A 21,955-nucleotide genomic window follows, 5' to 3' on the forward strand; every position below is an offset into this window, starting at 1 on the left:
AGGTCGATTCACGCAAGGCCGTTCCGGACCCGGCGTGGACAGCCGCGACCGTTTTCCGTACGCCGGCGATATGTGCCGGCTCCTAGCATTGAGTGCATGCGTGTGCTGGTCGTCGAGGACGAGCCCTACATGGCGGAGGCCATTCGCGACGGGCTGCGCCTGGAAGCGATCGCGGCCGACATCGCCGGCGACGGCGACACGGCGCTGGAGTTGCTGAGCGTCAACGCCTACGACATCGCCATCCTCGACCGCGACATTCCCGGGCCCTCCGGTGACGAGATCGCCGAAAGCATCGTCGCCTCCGGCAGCGGCATGCCGATCCTGATGCTCACCGCCGCCGACCGGCTCGACGACAAGGCCTCCGGGTTCGGTGCCGGTGCCGACGACTACCTCACCAAGCCGTTCGAGCTGCAGGAGCTCGTGCTTCGTCTCAGAGCGCTCGACCGCAGGCGTGCATACAGCAGACCGCCCGTGCGGGAGATCGCAGGCTTGCGGCTGGACCCGTTCCGCCGCGAGGTCTACCGGGACGGCCGATACGTCCCGCTGACCAGGAAGCAGTTCGCCGTGCTCGAGGTCCTCGTCGCCGCCGAAGGCGGTGTGGTCAGCGCCGAGGAGCTTCTGGAACGGGCATGGGACGAGAACGCCGACCCGTTCACCAACGCCGTGCGCATCACGGTCTCGGCACTGCGGAAGCGGCTGGGCGAACCTTGGATCATCGCCACCGTGGCCGGCGTCGGGTACCGCATTGACACAGCACCCGGCACCCGGCACCAGACGTGAGGGAGGAGACCGTGGATAGAGTCCCCGGCTTGAGCGTTCGCCTCAGACTCACCCTCAGCTACGCCGGCTTCCTCATGCTCGCCGGTGCCTTGCTGCTCGCGGTCGTGTGGGTGTTCCTCCTGCGATACGTGCCCGACGTACCGGCGGCGGAGCGCGGGCCCGCGCTCCGCCTCATGGGTCCCACCCGCGAGGACCTCCTGCGAGCCTTCGCTCCGCGGGCAGCCGAAATGCTGGTGTTCCTGCTGGTGTTCGGTCTGCTGGGAGGGTGGATTCTCGCCGGCCGGATGCTCGCGCCCCTGGCCCGGATCACGGACGCCACACGCATGGCCGCGGACGGGTCGCTCTCCCACCGGATCCAGCTGGAAGGCCCTCAAGACGAGTTCCGCGAACTCGCCGACGCCTTCGACAGGATGCTCGCGCGGCTGGAGGCGCACGTCGCCGAGCAACAGCGGTTCGCGGCCAACGCCTCCCACGAACTGCGCACGCCGCTGGCGATCACGAAGACCCTGCTCGACGTGGCCCGCAACGACCTGGACCGCGACACCGGCAAGCTGGTCGACCGCCTCCACGCCGTCAACGCCCGAGCGATCCACCTCACCGAAGCGTTGCTCCTGCTCAGCCGCACCGACCAGCGGTCCTTCGCCCGAGAACACGTCGACTTGTCGCTCATCGCGGAGGAGGCGACCGAAACGGTCCTCCCGCTCGCGGAACAGCGCGGCGTCACCATTGAGACCTCCGGGGACATCGCCCCCGCCATCGGCTCACACGCGCTGCTGCTGCAGATGACCACGAACCTCCTGCACAACGCCATCGTGCACAACCTCCCGGACGGCGGCACGGTGCAGGTCAACACCGCCGTCCGCCCCGGGTCCGTCGTGCTCACCGTCGAGAACACCGGCGACCGACTCACGCCACAGCTGGTCTCGACACTCACCGAACCGTTCCAGCGCGGCACCGAACGCATCCACAGTGACCACGCGGGTGTCGGCCTCGGGCTGGCGATCGTCAACAGCATCGCCCAGGCACACGACGGAACCCTCACGCTCACTCCCCGGGCCGCCGGCGGGCTTTGTGTCGCGGTACATCTGCCGGCCACCCCACCGCACACGGCCACGTAACCGCCGAGGCCCGCCGCCAGCACCGAGTCACGCGATGGGAAAGTCGAAGTACGTGTCCGGATACGGTTCGTCGTGCAGCGTGTAGTGCCACCACTCGCAGTCGTACCGGCCGAAACCGCTGTCCTCCATGATGGAGCAAAGGTACTGACGGTTCCTCGCTTCGACCGGCGCGATTTCTCCCGCTCCGTGATGCGAGACCACATCCATCAGGTCGTGGGCGCCGCCCATGGGAGCGAGTTCGCCGGTAGCCAGGTGATACAGGGTCAGGTCGACGGTGCTGCCCCGGCTGTGGCCCGACCTGGCGGCCACGTATCCCTGCTCGAACATCGCGGGTCGGTCGATGTTCGGGTAGTGCCGCAGCTTCGTCCGGCCGTCCTCCGGCTGTTCCGACCAGCGCAGGAAGCAATCCACGGCGCGTTGCGGGCGGTACCCGTCCCAGAGGAGCAGGCCGAAGCCAAGGGACACGGCCCGGTCCCGCGCTCGCGCCAGGGCCGCGCACAATGCCCTCGTGCCGGCGATTCGATTTGCCACGTATCCGTCCACGGGCTTGCCGGTGAAGTTGTCCCAGGTGGCGTACTTCGCATCCCAGCGGATTCCGGGCACCAGCTCGTCGACGAAGGCGAAGTCGTCCTTCATCGCACTTTTCCCGCCAGAGCCAGCGACACGATCCGGTCGAGCACGTCGGCGAGCGGCAGCCCTGCGGCCGCCATCATTCTCGGGTACCGGCTGTACGAGGTCAGGCCGGGCAAGGTGTTGACCTCGTTCAGGACCACCGTCCCGTCCTCCTTCAGGAACATGTCCACTCGTGACAGCCCCCTGCACCCCAGAGCGCGATATACGGCCTTCGCCGTCTCCCGGACACGCGAGCGCGCCTCCGCCGGGATGTCAGCGGGAACGACGGGTGTCGAGTTCTCGGAGCCGCTCTCCGGTGCGCTCTCCTGATGGATCCTGAAGAAGCCATGAGACAGGGCAATTCGATCCACCTCGCCGGCGATCAGGTCCGGACCGTTCCCCAGGATGGCGCATCCGACCTCGCTGCCGACGACGGCCTCTTCGATCAACACCTTCGAGTCGTACTGTCTCGCGGTCTCCACCGCGCTCGGCAACTCCTCCTTGCGGGATACTTTGCTGACGCCGAACGACGACCCCGACCGGGCCGGCTTCACGAAGACGGGATAGGTGAACCGGTCAGGGTCGGGATCGCCATTCGCCGGGACGACCCAGAAGTTCGGCGTCGCGATTCCCGCGCTTCTCGCGACGGTGTAGGCGAGGGACTTGTCCATGCACAGCGCGGAACTCTGGACATCGCAGCCGACGTAGGGGATGCCGGACAACTCCAGCAGGCCCTGCGTCGCGCCGTCCTCGCCGAGCTTGCCGTGCAGCACGGGCAGCACGAGGTCCAGGCCGATCGCCTCGTATCGCCCCTGTTCCAGGACGAGCAGTCCGCGGACGCTCCTGTCCGGCGACAGCACGGCCGGACGGCAGCCGCCGTCCTCCCATCCCGCGTCAGGGCCGTCGCAGAGCCTCCATGCGCCGCTCTTCGTGATCCCGATCCAGAACGGTTCATACTTTTCGGCATCGAGGTGCTTCGCGACCTCCTGCGCAGATTTGACGGAGACGGGGTGCTCTTCGGAAGTACCGCCGAAGAGGATCGCCACCTTCAACCTATTCATGCCGCTTCCCGCCTTCGAAGTTCAAGCAATTGAGGAGGGTGTTCTCAACGGTGTCCCGCAGGGCCCGGCCCGTGTAATAGGCGGTGTGCGGGCTGATGACCACATTCGGCAGTTGTTGCAGCCGCAGCAGCGATTCGTTTCCGATGGGCCCGTTCCTGCAGTCGGCGTAGAAGATTCCTTCCTCCCCTTCGAGGACGTCCAACGCCGCGCCGCCCAGCCTGCCGTTCTCCAACGCCGGGACAAGGGCGCCGGTATCGAGGAGCGCACCGCGGCCGGTGTTGATGACGAATGCGCCGCTCTTCATCTGCGCGATTCGGTCACGATCGAGAAGATGGTGCGTGTCCGCGTTCAGCGGGGTGTGGAGCGTGACGATGTCGCTCCGCTGCAGCAATTCACCGAGAGGAACGTAATCGGCCGCAGCCTCGGCGCGATTGTCATGGGCCAGGATCCGGCAGCCGAAACCCCGCAGCCTGTCCATGACCGCCGCGCCGATACGTCCCGTTCCGATCACCCCCACGGTCAGATCGCGCAGTTCCCTCCCGCGCACTTCGCTCAGCCGGTAGTCGTGAGCGTCGGCACGGCGGATGACGGATTTCGCGTCGCGAACCGCCATCAGGATCAACATCAATGTGTAGTCGGCCACGCTGTCGGGCGAATAGGCAACGTTCCCGACGGTGACGCCGACGCTCCGTGCGTACTGCACGTTGATGTGGTCGTATCCGATGCTTCGTGTGGAGATGTACTCCACACCGGCCCGGCCGAGCGCGAGAAGCATGGGATCCGCAACCCGGGTCTGGTGGCCGACGCTGATGCAACGGTTTCCGAACGCCAGTGCAATGTTGGCCTCGGATACCGCGGCCTCGGTGATGGTCGGCAGCACACCGAAACCAGGCGCCATCTCCCGGAACAGGACGGCCTCGTCCCGGCCGCATCCGTAAATGGTGATCCCCACTGCCGGGACGGCCGGGGAGGGCGGCGACGCCGGCGATCGGGTGCGGCACACCGCTGGTCGTGCTGGTTCGCTGAAGGTCACGTCTCCCAGTCAAGGGAGCGTGGTGTTGCCGACACGTATGCGGTTTCCGATATGCCGACGATATGCGGCGATCCCTTCACTGGGAGCCATGCGCTACAGCGAACCGGCCCGGGCATGATCCCGCTCAGCCTCGACGAGATCGCCACGGTCGTCGGCGGGACGGTCGAGGGCGATGCCGCCGTGACGGTGACCGCGCCGGCCGTGCTCGACGGGCGGCAGGCCGAGCCGGGCGGTCTGTTCGTCGCCTTCGCCGGCGAGCACGTCGACGGCCACGACTATGCCGGCCAGGCCGGCCGGGCCGGCGCGGTGGCCGTGCTCGGCTCCCGGCCCACGCCGCTGCCCACCGTCGTCGTCGAGGACGCCCGGGCCGCGCTGCAGGCCCTCGCCGCCCACGTCGTGGCCCGGCTGCGCGACGGTCTGACCGTCGTCGGGCTGACCGGCTCCCAGGGCAAGACGAGCACCAAGGATCTGCTGGCGGCCGTGCTGTCGAGCGCCGCGCCGACGGTTGCCACGATCGGCTCACGCAACAACGAGCTCGGCGTGCCGCTCACCATGCTGCGCGCCGGCGCGGCCACCCGGTTCCTCGTCCTCGAGATGGGGGCCCGCCACGTCGGCGACATCGCCGGGCTCACCGGGCTGGTCGCGCCGGACATCGCCGTCGTGCTCAACGTCGGCCAGGCCCACCTCGGCAAGTTCGGGTCCCGCGCGGCCATCGCCCGGGCCAAGGGCGAGCTGGTGCAGGGGCTGGCGCCCGGCGGCACCGCCGTCCTCAACGCCGACGACCCCCGCGTGGACGCGATGGCCTCGCTCACCGCCGGCCCGGTGCTGACCTTCGGCCGGGGCGAGCACGCCGGCGTACGGGTCCTCGGCCTGACGCTGGACCGGCTCGGCCGGCCCTCCTTCACGCTGGGCAGCGCCGACGCCGAGGCTCCCGTCGCGCTGCCGCTCGTCGGCGCCCACCAGGCGCTCAACGCGGCGGCGGCCGCGGCGGCGGGGCTGGCGGCCGGCGTACCCCTCGACCGGGCCGCGGCGGCGCTGGCCACCGCCTCGCTGTCGAAGTGGCGCCTGGAGCTGCGCGACCTCGTCGGCGGCGCGACGCTGCTCGACGACTCCTTCAACGCCAACCCCGACTCGACCCGCGCCGCCCTGGACGCACTGGCCGCGATCGAGGGCGGGCGGCGGATCGCCGTCCTCGGCGAGATGCTCGAGCTCGGCGACGGCAGCGAGGCCGAGCACCGCGCCGTCGGGGAGTACGCCTCCTCCAGGGCCGACGTGGTGATCGCGGTCGGCACGGCCGCCCGGCCGCTCGCCGACGGCGCGGGAGCGCGGGCCGTGGCCGTGGCCGACAACGGCGCGGCCGTCGACTGGCTGCGCGGCCACCTCGCCGCCGGCGACGTGGTGCTCGTCAAGGCCTCCCGCGGGGCGCGCCTCGACGAGGTCGCCGCCGCGCTCGCCTAGTTCGGCGGCACGACGGCGGGTCTCAGGGTCAGGCGCCGCCGCCGGGGCGGACGACGATGCGGACGGGTTCGCAGTAGGCGATCCGGCCGAAGGCGCAGATCTTGGGCTGAGCCCAGAACTCCCCGGGTGGCGTCCCGACCGGGACGCTGACGGGGAACTCGACGCACTGCGTGGACCCGGGCGCGATGGTGAAGCCCCGGGTCGGCTCGCTCGTCAGCGGCCAGATGTAGTGCGGGGTGATGAGCTGGGCGTGCCCCTGCAGCGGGGTGCGCAGGTCGTGGCTCACCCGCACGCGGACGTGACCACGCGTCCCGGGGGTCAGCGTCAGCTCCCCGGCCTCGGCGCGCGCGTGCAGCAGCGGCCCGGGCGCGGGCCGGCCCACGGGCACGACGAGGACGTCCTGCAGCTCCTGGCCCCGGTGGGCGACGCTGCCGCCGACCGCGTACCAGCCGGGCTCCGCGTCGTCGGGAGCCGTGACGGTGACGGGCACGCTGAGGTGGCCACCCGCGGCGACGGTCACGTGCTTCGAGCGCGGGGTGGTGACCCAGCCTTCCGGGGCGCTGACGAGCAGGTCCCCGTCGTAGCCGGCGTCCGTGTCGTCGCAGACGATCTGAGCGCACAGCCGCACCCCGGCCGCGGCGCCGCCGTCCCGCGGATGGTCGTCCGGCCGAAGGGTGAGCGCGACCGGCAGGTTGCCCATGGGCGCGGGGCCGCAGTTGTGCAGCCAGTAGCGGGTGAACACGGGCTGCACGGGTTCGGTGCTCGCCGCGAGCGCCGTCCCGCCCCGCTCGGCGCGGGCCGGTGCCAGGGCCAGTGAGGTGATCCGGTACCCCTCGACGTCGAGCCGCAGCTCCCGGCCGTCGTGCTCGAGCGGCGCGCCGGGGCGGTCGAGCAGGTCGGCAGCCGTGGCCGAGGCGATACCGCCGGCGAGGCGGATCGCGACGCTGCCGGACCGGCCGTGGGGCTCGTAGCCGCGGACGATGAGGCTGTCGCACGCGTCGGCGGGCGCCGCGGAGCCGGTGGCGAGCGGCTCCCCCAGCGGCTTGACCGCGGTGACGACGAAGTTCTCGGCGGGCTCGACGCTCAGCAGGGATCCGGTGGCCGGCAGCGACCCGTCGCCGGCCGGCGCGGCGGTCGCGGCGAGCGGATGGTTGACGGACTGCCCGGCGGCGACGAACCCGGCGGCACGCCATCCGCCGGAGCCGCTCACCAGGTGGTACTCGAAGCGCCTGCTGGTGAGGTGCTGGAAGCTGCGCCCGCCCGGCGCGTTGCGGTCCGGGAAGTTGATCGCGGTTCCGGTGGGCCAGCCGGTGCAGGCGCGGGTCAGCGACATGTTGAGCGTGCCGTCGGGTTCGACCGCGAAGCCGGGTGTACCGCGGTTGAGCAGCGCGACGGCGTAGTCCTCGACGGTCGTCTCGCCGTGGTGCAGCGCGGACGGCTGCGTGACGTGCACGTTCGCGTCGCCGACGTCGTCGAGGAACTCGGTGAGCGCGCGCTGCTCGGCGTCCGCGTCGTTGCCGGCGATCAGCAGGACGGGCAGGTCCCGGGCCGAGCGCACGTCGGCGCCCGGTCGCCAGACCTCGCCGAGCGGCCGTTCGGCCGGGATCCAGAGGCGGGCGGTGCCGGTGGCCGCGAGCTGAGCGGCCAGTTCGGCGGCGAACGGCGCCGGGGAACGGTCGAGCAGCTCGGCGACGAACGCGTTGCGCTGCGGGGTGCCGACCGCGACGCGGCAGTCGGGGAGGTTGGAGTCGGTGTCCAGCGCGCCGTAGCGGTTTCCCGTCGCGCGCGTGACGGTGGCGGTGACGCCGGCCCGGGCCAGCCCGACGGCGAGCTGCCTGGTCGGGGTTCGACCCTCGTCGCCGTCGGGGACGACGATCTCGGCGATGGACACCGCTCGCGAACGCTCGGAGCGCTCCCGGGGGTCGTGAAGGTGGACGGTCAGCGCCGCCGCGAGGCCGAACCACTGGTGCGCCGTGTTGTCGAGGGTCCGGGGGTGCTCCGCCGTGTCGGCGTCGAGCAGGGCGTAGCCGCGGCCGACGACGGCGGCCGCGGTCTCGCTGACGGGCATGCCGCCGGGGATGTCGCAGGGGATGCGCACCCGCAGGAGCCGGTCGGTGGCGGCGAATCCGTCGATGTCCGTGGCGAAGTCGATCCGGTCGATGCCGTACCACAGGGTGGTCCGGGAAGTGTAGCGGCATCCGTCGACCGTCGCGGTGGCGGTGATGCGCTCGCCGATCGGGCAGCGTTCGGCGGTGACGACGGCCGCGGTGTCCGCGCTGCGCCAGGCGACGGCGTGCGGGAGCAGGTGCCACGGGCCTTCGCCGAACTCGGGATGGTCGCGGTGCTCGGCGACGCAGACCAGCTCGTTGCCCACCCGGCCCTGCGGGAGGAGGGCGCGGCCGGCGGCGAGGTCGGTGATCTCGGTCAGGGTGCCGCCGCGCGCGGGGTCGGCACGTACGCGGTAGCGGTCGTTGGCGATGCTCGTCGCCTCGACGGGTTGCCACGCGGACGCCGACGGCTCGGCGGTGCCGGGCAGCAGGCGGTAGGTGCGGTAGCCCATCAACGGCACGTCGCGCGCGACCCACCGCAGCAGCGCCCGGGCCGGCCGTCCGTCGGCGGCGTGCGCGAGGGCCTCGGTGAGGTACGGGACCGGGACCCCGCCGTCGTCGGTGAGCGTGACGCCCACGGCCGGGTCGAGGTCGATCTCCAGGGCGACGGTGTCTGTCCGGGGGTGCGACAGGGGGTTGAACACGACGACCGCGGTGCCCTCCCCGCGGGTGTCGACGTGCCCGACCAGGTGCCGGCGGGCCGACCGGTCCACGTCGGCGGCCAGGTCGTGCGCCTCGCGCCAGCCGGCGACCAGGTCGAGATAGACCTGGTCGGACTGGGTGCCGGTGACCGCGTCGTGGTGCGCGCCGAACAGCAGCAGCCGCCACGCCTTGTCGACGGCCGCGGCGGGGTAGGCCGCGCCGTGCAGCGTGGCGAAGGTGGCCCACTTCTCGGCGTCCAGCAGGAGCGTCTCCACCAGGCGGTGGGCCTGCTTGGTGTCGATCGCGGTGACGTCCTTGCCGGTGTAGATCGGGTTCATGTCGCGGGTCTGCGGCGTGGCGTGCACGCCCCGCGAGGCGAGCTCGTCCCGCACGGCGGTGAAGAAGTCGCGCGGCAGGCCGTAGCGCAGCCGCACGTGCGGGTACCGCTCGTCCCAGGCCGCGCGCAGCTCGGTGACCCAGCGCATGGGCGGGCTGAAGTCGCTGCCCATCGGGATCATGACGTTGCGGGTCGCGGCGGCCGGGCTCAGCTGGGTGAACAGCTCGTGCAGCTCCGCCGCCGCGGTCTGCGGGTCCTGGGCGGCGTCGAGGCTGAAGCCGGCCGAGTAGTGCCCGGCCATGTAGTGGGTGAGCAGGCCGTCCCCGCCGGGCGACACCCACTCGAACTCGGTGGGGAACTGCGTCGGCGCGAACGGCTTGCGGTGCTCGCGGATGTTCCAGCTGGTCAGCATGGGCCCCCACTGGTGGTAGGGGCCCCGGGCGAAGGCGATCGAGGTCAGCCCGGCGCCGGCCATCACCTGCGCGAACTGCGGATCGTGGCCGAACACGTCCAGCTGCCAGGCGGTGGACGGGACGCCGCCGACGACGTGCCGCTGGAACCCGGCGCCGTGCACGGCGTTGCGGATCGTCGTCTCGATGCCGGTGAGGTTGGTGTTGGGCTCGTTGTAGGTGCCGCCGACCAGCTCCAGGCGACCGTCCGCGATCAGTCGCCGGATGAGCTCGCGGTCCTCGGGATAGGTGTCCCAGTACGGCTTGAGGTAGTCGACCTCGGCGAGGACCACGCTGTACTGCGGGTCCTCGCCGATCTTCGCGAGGTGCGCCTTGACGAGGCTGAACGCGCTGTGCCCGGGCCAGGCGAAGCGTGCCTCGCCCGCGTCGGGGTCCTGCGCTTCGTCCCACGTCTGGGTGTACGCGGACTGCGTGTTCCACCACACCGGGTCGTAGTGGAAGTGCGGGATGAGCCAGACGGTCCAGTTCACGCCTTCACTGCCCCCTGCATGATCCCGCCGATGATCTGCTTGCCGAGGAAGAGGAACACCAGCAGTACCGGCGCGGTGCTGATCAGCGTCCCCGCGAGCACGAGCGAGTAGTCCATGTAGTAGCCACCGGCCAGTGTGGACAGTGCGACCTGGGTGGTCGGGTTGCCCTGGCCCAGGGCCAGCAGCGGCCAGAAGAAGTCGTTCCACGTGTTCATGAAGGTGAACAGCGCGAGCACCGCGGCGACGGGCCGCGCCGCCGGCAGCACGACGTGCCAGTACAGCCGGTGCGTCGAGCATCCGTCCATCCGGCCGGCCTCCAGCAGCGCGTCGGGCAGCGCCTCGGAGAGGTACTGGCGCATCAGGAAGACGCCGAACGCGGAGGTGGCCGCCGGGACGATGACCGCCTGCAGGTGCCCGGTCCAGCCCAGCCACTGCGACATCATGATGTACAGCGGGATGATGCCCAGCTGGGCGGGCACCATCATCGTCACGAGCAGGAACCCGAGCAGGGCGTTGCTACCGCGGAACCTGAGCTTCGCGAAGGCGAATCCGGCAAGCGTGCTGGTGAGCACGACGGAGACCGTGACCAGGATCGAGACGATCATCGAGTTGGCCAGGGCGAGGCCGAAGTTCGCCTGGGTGTACGCCCGCTGCAGGTTCTCCCACAGGTGACCGCCGGGCAGCAGCCGGGGCGGCCAGCTCCCCGCCGCGGAGTTGTCGTTGGACGCCGCGACCAGCGACCAGTACAGCGGGAACGCCGACACCACGGCGATGAGCCCCACCAGCACGTAGGTCCTGGCTCCGGCGCTGCGCTGACTGGGCGCCGCGGACCGCCCGCGGACGCGGCGAGTGCCGGTCATGGCCCGGGAGACCGGTATCAGGGTCGTCATGTGGAGCTCCGAATGCGTCGGGACAGCAGGTAGTTCCCACCCACCGCCAGCACGATGATCATGAACATGGCCCAGGAGACCGTGGCGGCGTAGGAGTACTTGCCGTGGGTCCAGAACTGCTCGTACACGTACATGGCGAGGGTCTGGAACTGGCGCGAGTCGCCGCCGGTCGGGCTCATGCCCGGGTTGAACATCAGTGGTTCGGTGAACAGCTGGATCGTGCCGATGGTCGACATGATCACGGTGAAGATGATGGTCGGGCGCAGCGCCGGGACGGTGATGGTCCGGAACTTCCGGAACTGCCCGGCGCCGTCGAGGTCCGCCGCCTCGTAGAGGTCGTCCGACACGGCCTGCAGCGCGGCCAGGTAGATCAGGGAGTTGTAGCCGGTCCAGCGCCAGGTCAGGATGACGGCCAGCGCCACCCACGACTGCCAGGTGCCCGCCTGCCAGTCGACCTTGCCCAGGCCGACCAGGCTGAGCACCCAGTTGATCAGGCCGAAGTCCCGCCCGAACAGCTGGGCGAAGATCAGCCCGACCGCGGCCACCGAGGTGATGTTGGGCAGCAGGACGCCCATCCGCAGCATTGTGCGGGCGCGCATCTTGCGATGCAGCAGGTGGGCGATCCACATCGCGAGCAGTAGCTGCGGCACGGTGCTCAGCACGCCGATCGCGGCGGTGTTGAGCAGCGCGTTCCAGAAGTAGTCGTCGTGGAAGAGCCGGACGAAGTTGCCCAGCCCGACGAAGGTGTGGTTGCTGCCGGGGATGTCGCGGTTCCACTGGGTGAGGGCCATCCAGCCGGTGTAGAGCAGCGGGAACAGCCCGAACGCCGCGAACACCACGAAGAACGGTGCGATGTAGAGGTACGGGGTGCCACTCACGTCGAACTTGCGGCGCAGGTTGGACCACCGCTCAACCTTGGCCGGCTGTGCCGGTGCGGTGTCCCGCCGCTCGGGCAACACCGGCGGAGGTGCGATCACTGCCATCAGGCTCGTCCTTTCTACGGCTCGGTGGCGTTCGCGACGTCTTTGAGAACCTGGTGCCACGCCTGGTCAGGGCGCTGCTTGCCCTTGTCGACCCGGGTGATCCCGAGACCGATCAGCGGACCGATGTCGCCGTCCTTGGGGCCCTGGTACTGCGGCCGCAGGGTCTTCGCCGCCTCGGTGAAGATCTGGCCGGTGGGCGCGTTGTTGAAGAACGCGTTGGTGTTGCCGAGCACGGCCGGGTCGTCGTAGAGCGCGGCCTGGCTGGGCAGGTGGCCCTGGGTACGGAAGATCCAGCTCGCCTGCTCGGGTGCGGTCAGCCACTTGGCGAGCTCGGCGGCCTCCTTGCGGTGCTTGCTCTGCTTCGGCACGGTCAGGAACGAGCCACCCCAGTTGCCGCTGCCGCCCGGGATCGTGGCGATGTCCCACTTGCCGCTGGTCTCGGGCGCGTTCTGCTTGATGGTGTCGGTCATCCACGCCGGGCAGGCCACGGTGGCGAAGGAACCCCGCTGGAAGCCGGCGTTCCACTGCTGGCTGAACGTGGCCAGCTTCGCCGACTCGCCGGCCTGCACGGCCTCGACCGCGAGGTTGAACGCGTTCTTGACGGCCGGGTTGTCCGCCACCACGACCTTGTTGCCGGGGGCGGTGTAGCCGACCGGCGCCTGGCCGACGATGGCGTTGAAGATGTTGGAACCGGAGTCGAACCAGGCCACTCCGTCGGGCGCGTTGGCCTTGAACCGCTTGCCGGCGGCGATGTACGACTGCCAGTCCGGCCACAGCGCGGCCACCTGGTCGCGGTCGGTCGGCAGGCCGGCCTGCGCGAACAGGTCCCGGCGGTAGCACATCGCCAGGCCGCCGACGTCGGCTCCCAGCCCCATCAGGCTGCCGTCGGCGCCGGTGGCCTGCTGCGACTTCCACGGCAGCCACGTGCTCGGGTCGGCGCCGTAGTCCCTGAAGTCGACGAACTTGTCGGACATGACCTTGAACTGCGCGATGTAGCCACCGTCGATGGCCTCGATGTCGCCGGTTCCCGATCCACCCAGCAGGTGCGCCTGCAGGTTCTTGTGGTGGTCGTCGTACGAGACGATGTGCTCGACGATCTTGACCCCGGGATGGCTCTGCTCGTACTTGGTGTACAGGTCGCGGTATCCCATGTCGCCGAAGATCTCGACGACGAGCTGCGTCTGGCCCGGCTTGGCGGAACCGCACGCGCCGAGCGTCGTGGCGACGAGCGCCAAGCAGCCCAGCATCAGCGCGGTCAACGCTGCGGGCCTGCGGGTGCGCATCGGTTCTCCTTCAGGGTTTCGGGGGTGCTCGGACGGCTGGCAGGATCGGCTGCGCGGGAACGAGAGCACGGCATCGCCGCACGACGGGTGCGTCACCGATTTCGAGGTCGGCCCAGGGGGCCGTCGCCGTCCCGGTCGACCGGGCACGGGCGCGAGGCCGCGGCGGAGGCGCTAGCAGGACGACGGCTTCATGCAATGCGGTCAACAGCGCAGTGCACCCGGCCTCTGCGGCGGCGGTCGGCACCGGCCCCGCAGTGCAATACCTCGCGGAAACGGCCCCAACTGCCCGGAACTCTAGCCCGATCATTTTGGGCCTGTAAAGTCCGAATTGCGGGGAAACTTCGTAAAATCCGCTCAGCAACTATTGAGCGCTCAGGCGCCGTGGTTCATGATGTCGACCACCGTCACGGCGTCGAGCCGGTCGAGGCGGTCGCCGAGTACCGCGGGAGTTGTCGTGGACGTGCGGCAGGTCGGGCGGCGCACCGCTGTTTGAGCGACGGCCGGACGCTCGACGGCGAGCGCCCAGCTGGAGCTGACCACCCGCCGCGTCCGGGCCGTTGATCAGCCGGCGGTCGGGGCGTAGCCGGGCCGCGATCGCGGCCGGGTCAGGCCGTGATCGCGACGTTGAACTCGCTGCCCGCCGGGCGGCCGGTGCTAGCCGTCGGCCCCGCCGGACGCCAGCGCGACGCCCGGCGCCGCCAGCACCACCGCGGCGGACAGCACCGACGCCGCCACCAGACACCGCACCACCCGCATGGCCACAGCATCGTCGGTCGTGGATCGACGCGCCATCCCCTGTCGCCCGTGTGACACCCCGGCGGCGCCCAGGAGCCCGCCGGCGCGGGCGCCGTCGTCGCATTCAACCATAGATAATACGTATTATCATCTTGACTATCCGCAGCACGCCCACCACCATTCGTAACACGCCGGCAACACGAATGGGCAGGAGGGACAGATGGTGTACGGCTACGACCACCCGGCTCAGCACGACGCCCCCCGGCCGGTCGGCTCCAGCCGGACCACGGTCTCGCCGCTTGTCGACGACACCCGCTCGGCGCCGCGCCGATACCCACGACCGCCCACGGCGTGTCCATCCATTGTGGAGTTTCGGGTCCCTTTGCCGCATTCCTGAGCCGGTTTCCACCGTTCACCGTTCATCGCCCGGACGGTCTGTCGCGCTTGCCCTACGGCCGCCGTGGGGACACCGCGCGACGTCGACCACCGTCCACAAGGGAGTTACTTGTGACATCTCAGCGCCTCGTCCGCCGTACCGCCTACGCCGCGGCTACCGGACTGGTCACCGCCGCCCTCGCCGCGAACCCGGCCACGGCCGCGTCATCCGCCGACGCCCCGTTCAGCTTTCCCAGCTTCACCTACGTCGGCACGGCGTTCGACAAGAGTCAGCTGAAATACAACCCGACGAACGAGTTCATCTTCCCCAGCGTCATCCGGGCGGCCGACTACTTCGCCCACCCGCTCGGCACCTACTACCTGTACTACGCGCCGCACGAGAAGCCGGGCGGCATCTCCCTGGCCTACTCTGACTCCATCAACGGCCCCTGGACCGAGTATCCGAGCAACCCGCTGATCTCCAACACCTGGCTGCCGTACTACAACACGGTCAGCCACATCTCCTCGCCGCACGCCGTCTGGATCGAGGGCGAGCAGAAGCTCTTCCTCTACTTCCACGGCGAGAACTCGATCACCCGGTACGCCACGTCCGACGACGGCATCCACTTCGAATACGGCGGCACGGCGGTCCAGCGCGACGCCAGCACCGGCGGCGAGACCTCGTACGCCCGCGTCTTCGAACAGTCGATTCCGCGGCTCGGCAGCAAGTACCTGATGCTGTTCATGGACAACCCGACCGCCGCACCCCCCGGCCCGACCGGTCCGGTGTCGCGGCGCATCCGCTGGGCCGTCTCCAACGACGCCCGGAACTGGACGACCCAGCCGCAACCGATCGTCACCCCGCAGGGCGACGAAGGCCCCAACGCTTCCGGCCCCTTCTACCTGCGCTGGCAGGGCCGCAACCTGGTGATCTTCCACGCCGCCGACGGAAACATGCACGCCGTGGACGTCGGCGAGGACTTCAACCAGGAAACCCACCTCGGCATCGTGCACGACGCGATGACGGCCGCGCCGGACCTGGGCCGCTCGGCGGCACCCACCTTCTACTTCGACGGCACCACCGTCCACATGTACTACGAGGCCGGCGCGCGGCTCACCGCCACCATCGGGCACGCCGTGGCCACCCTGGACGAGCCGCTCCCTGACCGGCAGCTGAACTGCACCGTCGACCAGCCGCGCCTGTGGCCCCCGAACCACCGCATGGTCGACGTCAACGTGAGCGTCGACCTCCCCGACGGCGTCCTCGGGCCGCGCGCGTTCCAGCTCGCCGGCGTCACCGGTGGCGACCCATCCGACGTCACCGGATTCGTCACCGGGCAGCCGTCGCTGACCGGGCAGCTGCGGGCCGAGCGCGCCGGCAACGGCGGCGACCGGGTCTACACGCTGACCTATCGCGGCCACGACGAGATCGGCCGGCCGGCCAGCTGCGCCGTCACGGTCACCGTTCCGCACGACCAGGGACAGGACAAGTAGTCGCGGTCTGACGATCGTTGGAAGCCGGACCGCCAGACGCGACATCGTCTGGCGGTCCAGCGCCGCCACTGGCAGCCGGCGCCCTCGTCGAGGCCGACGTTGTGATACCAGTGACCGCCGGAGGGTGCGGTGTCGAAGCGGACAGCCGCGACGGCGTTGCCCTCCCACCATGGCGCGCTGCCTGCCGACGCTGACGAACTTGCCGCGGTGGCCGTCCGGAATCCAGCGCGCAGCGGTGTCGGACGAATGAGCCCACCCCAATGGCCTCGGCGGGCATCACCACGGTGGTTCCCGCCCCGCTGCGGTTGGCCGGGTACCTGCCTTCGGGTCGGCGCATCGGACGCTCCTGTCTGCGAGTCAAGCCCTGGTGCTACCGGCGCCGGCCAGCCACTCGCTGAGGACGGCGGCCTCGCTGTGGTCGACATCGCGGGTCGCGGTCAGCAGCGTCACCTTGTCGTGGCCGGCGATGTCCCGCAGATGGTCCGCGGCCTGCCGCCGCGCGGGCTCGCGCAGCTCGGTGACGTAGCGGCGGCGGAACTCGTCGAAGCGGCTGGGTTTGTGGCCGTACCAGCGGCGCAGCTCGGTGGAAGGGGCGACGTCACGCAGCCACTCGTCGAGATGCGCGTCCGCCTTACGCATCCCCCGCGGCCAGATGCGATCGACGAGCACCCGCTTGCCGTCCCCGGGCGAGGAGTCCTCGTAGATTCTGCGGTATGTGATGTCCTTGGTCATGGCAGTACTCCCCAGCTGACCGCACTGATATGAGCCCGTGGACGTCCTCCTCCCATCATGCGCCGGTGTTCGGACGCGCCGCGATCGCCCGGTCAGACGGGCGTGTCGAACCCATGGACCCGGGTAGGCCATCAGCGATAGGGGCAGTCCACGCGCGAGCAGAAGGATGGATCATGAAGAAATCCTTTGATGTCGTCGTGATCGGAACAGGGGAAGCCGGCTCAGCGGTGGCCACGCGATGCCAGGCCGCCGGCCGGAACGTGGCGATCGTCGACTCCCGGCCCTACGGTGGCACCTGTGGGCTGCGGGGCTGCGACCCCAAGAAGGTGCTGGTGGGGGCGGCCGAGATCATCGATCGGAAACGTCGCATGGAGGGCCGGGGCGTCGCCGGGGACGTGCGCATCGACTGGCCCGAGCTGATCCGTTTCAAGTCCACGTTCACGGACCCGTTCCCCCAGCAGACTGAGGAACTCTTCGTCAAGGAAGGGGTGGAGACCTTCCACGGGCGTGCGCGCTTCCGCGACGAGCGTTCGATCGAGGTCGGCAAGGACGTGCTCGACGGCGATCACCTCGTCGTAGCAGCCGGCGCCTGGCCGAGAAAGCTGGGCATCCCGGGCGAGGAGCACCTCACCCGCAGCGACCAGTTTCTCGACCTGCAGGAGTTGCCTCGACGGATCGTCTTCGTCGGGGGCGGCTACATCGCCTTCGAGTTCGGCCACATCGCGGCCCGGGCCGGGGCGACGGTGACCATCCTGCAGCGAGGGGATCGGCCGCTCAAACGCTTCGACCCGGACCTCGTGGCGCGGCTCCTGCAGCGCACCCACGACGTGGGCATCGACGTTCGGACCCATACGAAGGTCACGGGCATCGAAGGAGCACCGGGGAACTTCAGGGTCACGGCCGCGACGGACTCGGGATCTGAGGTGTTCGAGGCGGACATGGTCGTCCATGCGGCCGGTCGCGCACCCGAGATGGACGATCTCGACCTGTCCTCCGCCGGGGTCGAGTTCGATCGGCATGGGATCCGGGTCAACGACCACCTGCAGAGCGTCTCGAACCCAGCGGTGTACGCGGCGGGCGACGCGGCCAACAGCGGAGGCCTGCCCGAGACGCCGCTCGCCCAGTACGAGGGCGGCATCGTTGCCGACAACCTCCTGGACAGCAACCAGCACACGGCTGACTACCGCGGCATGGCGAGCGTGGTCTACTCGATTCCCGCACTGGGCGCGGTGGGGATGAGTGAGCAGGAAGCCCGCGCCAAGGGCCTGAATTTCGACGTGAAGCAGGCGGACACCTCCGGCTGGTACTCGGCGCGGCGGGTCGCCGAGCCGGCGTCGATGTACAAGGTCCTGATCGAGAAGGGCAGCGGCAGGATTCTCGGAGCTCACCTGTTGGGCCCGGAGGCCGACGAGTTCGCGAACGTGTTCGCGCTTGCCATCCGCTCGGACATCCGCGCCGACGCGCTGCGGCAGACGCTGTTCGTCTACCCGACCCAGGCCTCCAACATGGCTTGGATGGTGTAGCACCCCTGCGCGGAACTACGCGGAACCGCGCCGGCCCGGTTCGCGGCCTGGTGGCTGGCTGGGTCGCGGACCCGGTTCGACCGGCGGGATGGGGTGCGTGACCGGCTGGCCGGCCGTCAACCGGAAGCTCCGGCCGTGGTGGGTCAGCTCGACCGGGTCGTCGCCCTCCAGCGAGTACGTCGCGTCGGTGCGGGTGACGTTCACGCACAGTCGCTGCCCGTGCCACAGCACGCTGAAGGTGAGGCGGGCCAGTGGCGCGGGCAGGCGCGGGGCGAACATCAGCGAGCCGCCGCTGTCGCGCATGCCGCCGAAGCCGGCCACGAGTGCGATCCAGGCGCCGGCCAGGGATGCGATGTGCAGCCCGTCGCGCGTGTTGTGTTCCAGGTCGTCGAGGTCCATCCGGGCGGCTTCGCCCAGGTAGTCGTAGGCGAGGTCGAGGTGTCCGACCTCGGCGGCGATCACCGCCTGGATGCTGGCCGACAGCGATGAGTCCCGGACGGTCAGCGGCTCGTAGTACGCGAAGTCGCGGGCCTTCTCGTCCGCGGTGAACGCATCGCCGCGCTTGTACAGCGCCATCACCAGGTCGGCCTGCTTGACCACCTGCTTGCGGTACAGCTGCAGGTACGGGAAGTGCAGCAGCATCGGGTACTGGTCGGGGCGGGTATGGGCGAAGTCCCACACCGCGAGGTCGGTGAAGTGCTCCGCCTGCGGATGGACGCCGAGCTTCTCGTCGTAGGGCACGAACATCGCGTCCGCGGCCCGTGCCCAGGCGGCGATCTCGTCGCCGGTCACCTTCAACCCTGCTGCCTCGTCCGGGTGGCGCTTCGCGACCTCGGCCGCGCCACGCAGGTTCCGCTGGGCCATCAGATTCGTGTAGACGTTGTTGTTGGCCAGGGCGCTGTACTCGTCGGGGCCGGTGACCCCGTCGATCCGGAAAGCGCCGTCGGCGTGCTGGCAGCCCAGCGAGGCCCACAGCCGGGCGGTCTCCACGAGCAGCGGCAGTCCGGCCTCCCGCTCGAACGCCTCGTCGCCGGTCGCCTGTATCAGGCGGATCACCGCGTCGGCGACGTCGGCGTTGATGTGCAGCGCCGCTGTGCCGGCCGGCCAGTAGCCGGAGCTTTCGTCGCCGTTGATCGTGCGCCACGCGAAGGTCGCGCCGTCGAGCGTGAGCTGCCGGGCTCCCTTCCGCGCGGTCGGCAACGTCCGCCGCCGCCACCGCAGCGCGTCGGCGGCGGCGTGTGGGGTCGTGTAGGTCAACGTCGGCAGCACGTACGACTCGGTGTCCCAGAACGCGTGGCCGTCGTAGCCGGGACCGGTCAGTCCCTTGGCGGGGATCGGCCGGCGCTCGGCCCGGGCGCTGGCCTGCAGCACCTGGAACAGGGCGTACCGGACGGCCTGCTGCACCTGCGGGTCGCCGTCGACGTCGACGTCGGCGCGGGCCCAGTAGTCGTCGAGATACTGCCGCTGCTCGGCCAGCAGGCCCTCCCAGCCGCTCTGCCGCGCCAGCGTCAGCGCCGCCTCCACCTGGGCCGAGATCGCCGGGATCGACCGGACACTGGACCAGCCGTACGCCAGGAACTTCACCACCCGCAGCGACTGCCCGGGCGCCAGCCGGGTGGTGAGCGTGAACCGGGCGGTGTCCGGCGAGCACTCGACACTCGTCCGCACGTTCGCCGGGCAGTCCACCGTGTGGTCCATCGCAACACCGACCCTGCGCCCGCTGGCCCGGGTGCTGTGCACCAACCTCGCGTGCGCGTCGTACGCTGTGCGCTGCTCGGGTCGCAGCGGCGACTCGAGGGCGGCCGCGGCCCGCGGGTCGGCCGACGTCGTCGGCATCTGCTCGTTGGCCACGAGCTCGGACTGCAGCACGATGTACAGCGGCGCGTCGACCGGTCGCACCTCGTAGGCGATCGCGGCGCTCGCGCGCTGGGTGAACGACACCAGCCGGGCCGAGGAGATCTGCATGCGGCGACCCGACGGGGAGACCCAGTCCACGGTTCGGCGCAGCACCCCGTCTCGCAGCGACAACACCCGCTCGTGCGAGCGCAACTCGCCGTAGCGCACGTCGAACGGCTCGTCCTCGACCAGCAATCGGATCAGCTTGCCGTTGGTGACGTCGATGATGCTCTGGCCCGTTTCGGGGTAGCCGTAGCCGGCCTCGGCGTACGGCAGCGGCCGGAACTCGAACACCGAGTTGAGATAGGTCCCCGGAAGCCCGTGCGGCTCGCCCTCGTCGAGGTTGCCGCGCAGCCCGAGATGGCCGTTGGAGAGCGCGAACACCGACTCCGACTGCGCCAGCACGGAGAGGTCGAGACCGCGTTCACGGATGACCCACGGCTCGGGCGGAAACGCCGGATGCGTGATCATCGCCCGGTCCCCGATTCGGGTCGGTCCAGGAGTTCGGCGAGATCCCGCACCACGGTGTCGCCACCGTGCGCACGGAGCGCGTCGGCCTGGCCCACCCGGTCCACGCCGACGACGTACCCGAACCCGCCGGCCCGGCCGGCGGCGACGCCGGCCAGCGCGTCCTCGAACACCGCCGCCGCTTCCGGCTCGACCCCGAGCATGCGGGCCGCGCACAGGTACGTGTCGGGGGTCGGCTTGCCACGCAGCCGTTCCCGCTCCGCGACGATCCCGTCGACCCGGACCTCGAGGAGGTCGTCGATGCCGGCGGCCGCCACGACCGCCGCGCAGTGCTTGCTCGACGACACCACCGCGCGCCGCAGCCCGGCGTCGCGCGCCGCCCGCAGATAACGCAGCGAGCCCTCGTACGGCTGGACCCCGTCGCCCAGCCGCCGCGAGAACGCCTCGTCCTTGCGCGCGCTCAGCCCTTGGATCGTGTCCCGGGAGGGCGGGTCATCCGGTTGCCCCTCCGGCAGGGTGATGTCGCGGGACGCCAGGAACGATCGCGTGCCGTCCACGCGGGGCTTGCCGTCCACGTACTCGTCATAGTCCGCCACCGGGTCGAAGGCCCTGAACTCCTCCCCGCCGCGCGCCGCGCGCTGCCGCAGGAAGTCGTCGAAGGTCTCCTTCCACGCCGCCGCGTGCACCGCCGCCGTCGGGGTCAGGACGCCGTCGAGATCGAAGAGGCAGGCGCGTACGCCTGCGGGCAGGCTCAGCACCTATCTCACGCTACCTGGGATGATCCGGCGGCAACCACGCCGAACGGGCCCGGCTACGGTCGGCGCAGCAGGCGGCGCTCGACCTCGTCGTCGTGACCGATCAGGACGACCGCCACCAGTTCAGGCGGAAACAAACCATGGTCCACCAGCCCCGGGGTCGCGGAGAGACGAGCCGCGAGCCGGGCCGGATCGTCCACCGGGCCGAGGTAGTCGGCGATGACGCCGCCGTCCGGGCTCGCCGGGACGCCCCGGAGCTTCACCGGACGCAGCCGGCGCTGCGTGGCGGACAGGCCGAAGGTGAGCAACTCCAGCGGTACCGGGGGACGAAGCGCCTCGACCGGTTTGGTGGAGTCGGCGATGACCACGAACTGGTCGGCCGCGGCGGCGACAACCTTCTCCCGGGTGTGCGCCGCGCCTCCGCCCTTGATCAGCCAGCCGTCGGGGGTGATCTGATCGGCGCCGTCGATGGTCACGTCGAGCCGGTCGATCGAGCCGAAGGGCTCGACGGACAGGCCCAGCTCCCGGGCGGCATGTTCGGTCCGGGGTGACGACGCGACGCACCGGATCGACAGCCGGCGACGGGCGAGCGCCGGCAACAGGTACGCCACGGTCGAGCCGGTACCGAGGCCGACCGTCATGCCGTCGGCCACGTACTCCGCGGCCGCCTCGGCCGCGGCCTGCTTCTCTCGTTCGACGTTCACACCTGCATGATCTCCCGAAAATGCCTCG

The 21,955-nt window shown here is 70.4% G+C and carries 17 protein-coding genes; 5 read left to right on the forward strand and 12 right to left on the reverse strand.

Features of this window, described 5'->3' with window-relative positions; genetic code table 11:
* Positions 1-96 precede the first annotated feature (96 nt).
* Complete coding sequence (vanR-Sc, locus tag ABD352_RS26350; protein ID WP_344615164.1) at positions 97-780, forward strand: VanSc-type vancomycin resistance response regulator transcription factor VanR; 684 nt, start codon at positions 97-99, stop codon at positions 778-780.
* 29 nt (positions 781-809) lie between these two features.
* Complete coding sequence (locus ABD352_RS26355) at positions 810-1,898, forward strand: sensor histidine kinase (RefSeq protein ID WP_344615165.1); 1,089 nt, start codon at positions 810-812, stop codon at positions 1,896-1,898.
* 27 nt (positions 1,899-1,925) lie between these two features.
* On the opposite strand, the gene vanX is transcribed toward ABD352_RS26355, so the two are convergent.
* Genes vanX through vanH form a run of 3 tightly spaced genes read right to left on the reverse strand, consistent with a single transcriptional unit; the run spans position 1,926 to position 4,574 of the window.
* Entirely contained in the window at positions 1,926-2,534 is a 609-nt protein-coding gene (vanX, locus tag ABD352_RS26360; RefSeq protein ID WP_344615166.1) for a D-Ala-D-Ala dipeptidase VanX, read from the reverse strand.
* A complete protein-coding gene (gene vanA-Sc, locus ABD352_RS26365; RefSeq protein ID WP_344615167.1) occupies positions 2,531-3,571 on the reverse strand; it encodes a D-alanine--(R)-lactate ligase VanA-Sc in 1,041 nt (346 codons plus the stop codon). The genes vanX and vanA-Sc overlap by 4 nt, the downstream gene beginning before the upstream one ends.
* Positions 3,564-4,574, reverse strand: a complete 1,011-nt coding sequence (vanH, locus tag ABD352_RS26370; protein ID WP_425553657.1) for a D-lactate dehydrogenase VanH — start codon at positions 4,572-4,574, stop codon at positions 3,564-3,566. Before vanH ends, vanA-Sc begins: the two co-directional genes overlap by 8 nt.
* A 144-nt stretch (positions 4,575-4,718) precedes the next feature.
* Between vanH and ABD352_RS26375 the strand changes: the two genes are divergently transcribed.
* Entirely contained in the window at positions 4,719-6,062 is a 1,344-nt protein-coding gene (locus tag ABD352_RS26375; protein ID WP_344615168.1) for a UDP-N-acetylmuramoyl-tripeptide--D-alanyl-D-alanine ligase, read from the forward strand.
* A gap of 28 nt (positions 6,063-6,090) precedes the next feature.
* On the opposite strand, the gene ABD352_RS26380 is transcribed toward ABD352_RS26375, so the two are convergent.
* The 5 genes from ABD352_RS26380 to ABD352_RS26400 form a co-directional block, all read right to left on the reverse strand.
* Positions 6,091-10,089, reverse strand: coding sequence for a glycoside hydrolase family 38 N-terminal domain-containing protein (locus tag ABD352_RS26380; protein WP_344615169.1), 3,999 nt, complete (start codon positions 10,087-10,089; stop codon positions 6,091-6,093).
* The gene (locus ABD352_RS26385) at positions 10,086-10,949 is read right to left on the reverse strand and encodes a carbohydrate ABC transporter permease (RefSeq protein ID WP_425553658.1); all 864 of its coding nucleotides are present in this window, start codon (positions 10,947-10,949) and stop codon (positions 10,086-10,088) included. The genes ABD352_RS26380 and ABD352_RS26385 overlap by 4 nt, the downstream gene beginning before the upstream one ends.
* Positions 10,950-10,975: 26 nt before the next feature.
* On the reverse strand, positions 10,976-11,962 hold the full coding sequence (locus ABD352_RS26390; protein WP_344615171.1) for a carbohydrate ABC transporter permease: 987 nt from the start codon (positions 11,960-11,962) through the stop codon (positions 10,976-10,978).
* Positions 11,963-11,976: 14 nt separating this feature from the next.
* A complete protein-coding gene (locus ABD352_RS26395; RefSeq protein ID WP_344615172.1) occupies positions 11,977-13,245 on the reverse strand; it encodes an ABC transporter substrate-binding protein in 1,269 nt (422 codons plus the stop codon).
* A gap of 372 nt (positions 13,246-13,617) precedes the next feature.
* A complete protein-coding gene (locus tag ABD352_RS26400; protein WP_344615173.1) occupies positions 13,618-13,785 on the reverse strand; it encodes a hypothetical protein in 168 nt (55 codons plus the stop codon).
* Between the two features lie 702 nt (positions 13,786-14,487).
* Between ABD352_RS26400 and ABD352_RS26405 the strand changes: the two genes are divergently transcribed.
* A complete protein-coding gene (locus tag ABD352_RS26405) occupies positions 14,488-15,849 on the forward strand; it encodes a glycoside hydrolase family protein (RefSeq protein WP_344615174.1) in 1,362 nt (453 codons plus the stop codon).
* 357 nt (positions 15,850-16,206) lie between these two features.
* Here the strand turns inward: ABD352_RS26405 and ABD352_RS26410 are convergent, their stop codons facing one another.
* Positions 16,207-16,581 carry a DUF488 domain-containing protein gene (locus tag ABD352_RS26410; protein ID WP_344615175.1) on the reverse strand — a complete coding sequence of 125 codons (375 nt, stop codon included), beginning with the start codon at positions 16,579-16,581 and terminating at the stop codon, positions 16,207-16,209.
* A 173-nt stretch (positions 16,582-16,754) separates the two neighbouring features.
* On the opposite strand from ABD352_RS26410, the gene ABD352_RS26415 reads away from it, so the two are divergent.
* On the forward strand, positions 16,755-18,104 hold the full coding sequence (locus ABD352_RS26415) for a dihydrolipoyl dehydrogenase family protein (protein ID WP_344615176.1): 1,350 nt from the start codon (positions 16,755-16,757) through the stop codon (positions 18,102-18,104).
* Positions 18,105-18,119: 15 nt separating this feature from the next.
* Here the strand turns inward: ABD352_RS26415 and ABD352_RS26420 are convergent, their stop codons facing one another.
* Genes ABD352_RS26420 through rpiA form a run of 3 tightly spaced genes read right to left on the reverse strand, consistent with a single transcriptional unit; the run spans position 18,120 to position 21,927 of the window.
* Positions 18,120-20,471 carry a glycoside hydrolase family 65 protein gene (locus ABD352_RS26420; protein ID WP_344615177.1) on the reverse strand — a complete coding sequence of 784 codons (2,352 nt, stop codon included), beginning with the start codon at positions 20,469-20,471 and terminating at the stop codon, positions 18,120-18,122.
* Positions 20,468-21,226 (reverse strand): HAD-IA family hydrolase, encoded by a 759-nt coding sequence (locus ABD352_RS26425; protein WP_344615178.1) that lies wholly within the window; start codon positions 21,224-21,226, stop codon positions 20,468-20,470. Before ABD352_RS26425 ends, ABD352_RS26420 begins: the two co-directional genes overlap by 4 nt.
* A 53-nt stretch (positions 21,227-21,279) precedes the next feature.
* Positions 21,280-21,927 carry a ribose-5-phosphate isomerase RpiA gene (rpiA, locus tag ABD352_RS26430; protein WP_344615179.1) on the reverse strand — a complete coding sequence of 216 codons (648 nt, stop codon included), beginning with the start codon at positions 21,925-21,927 and terminating at the stop codon, positions 21,280-21,282.
* Between the last annotated feature and the right edge of the window lie 28 nt (positions 21,928-21,955).

This window comes from Dactylosporangium salmoneum, assembly GCF_039532525.1.
Taxonomy (GTDB): Bacteria; Actinomycetota; Actinomycetes; order Mycobacteriales; family Micromonosporaceae; genus Dactylosporangium; species Dactylosporangium salmoneum.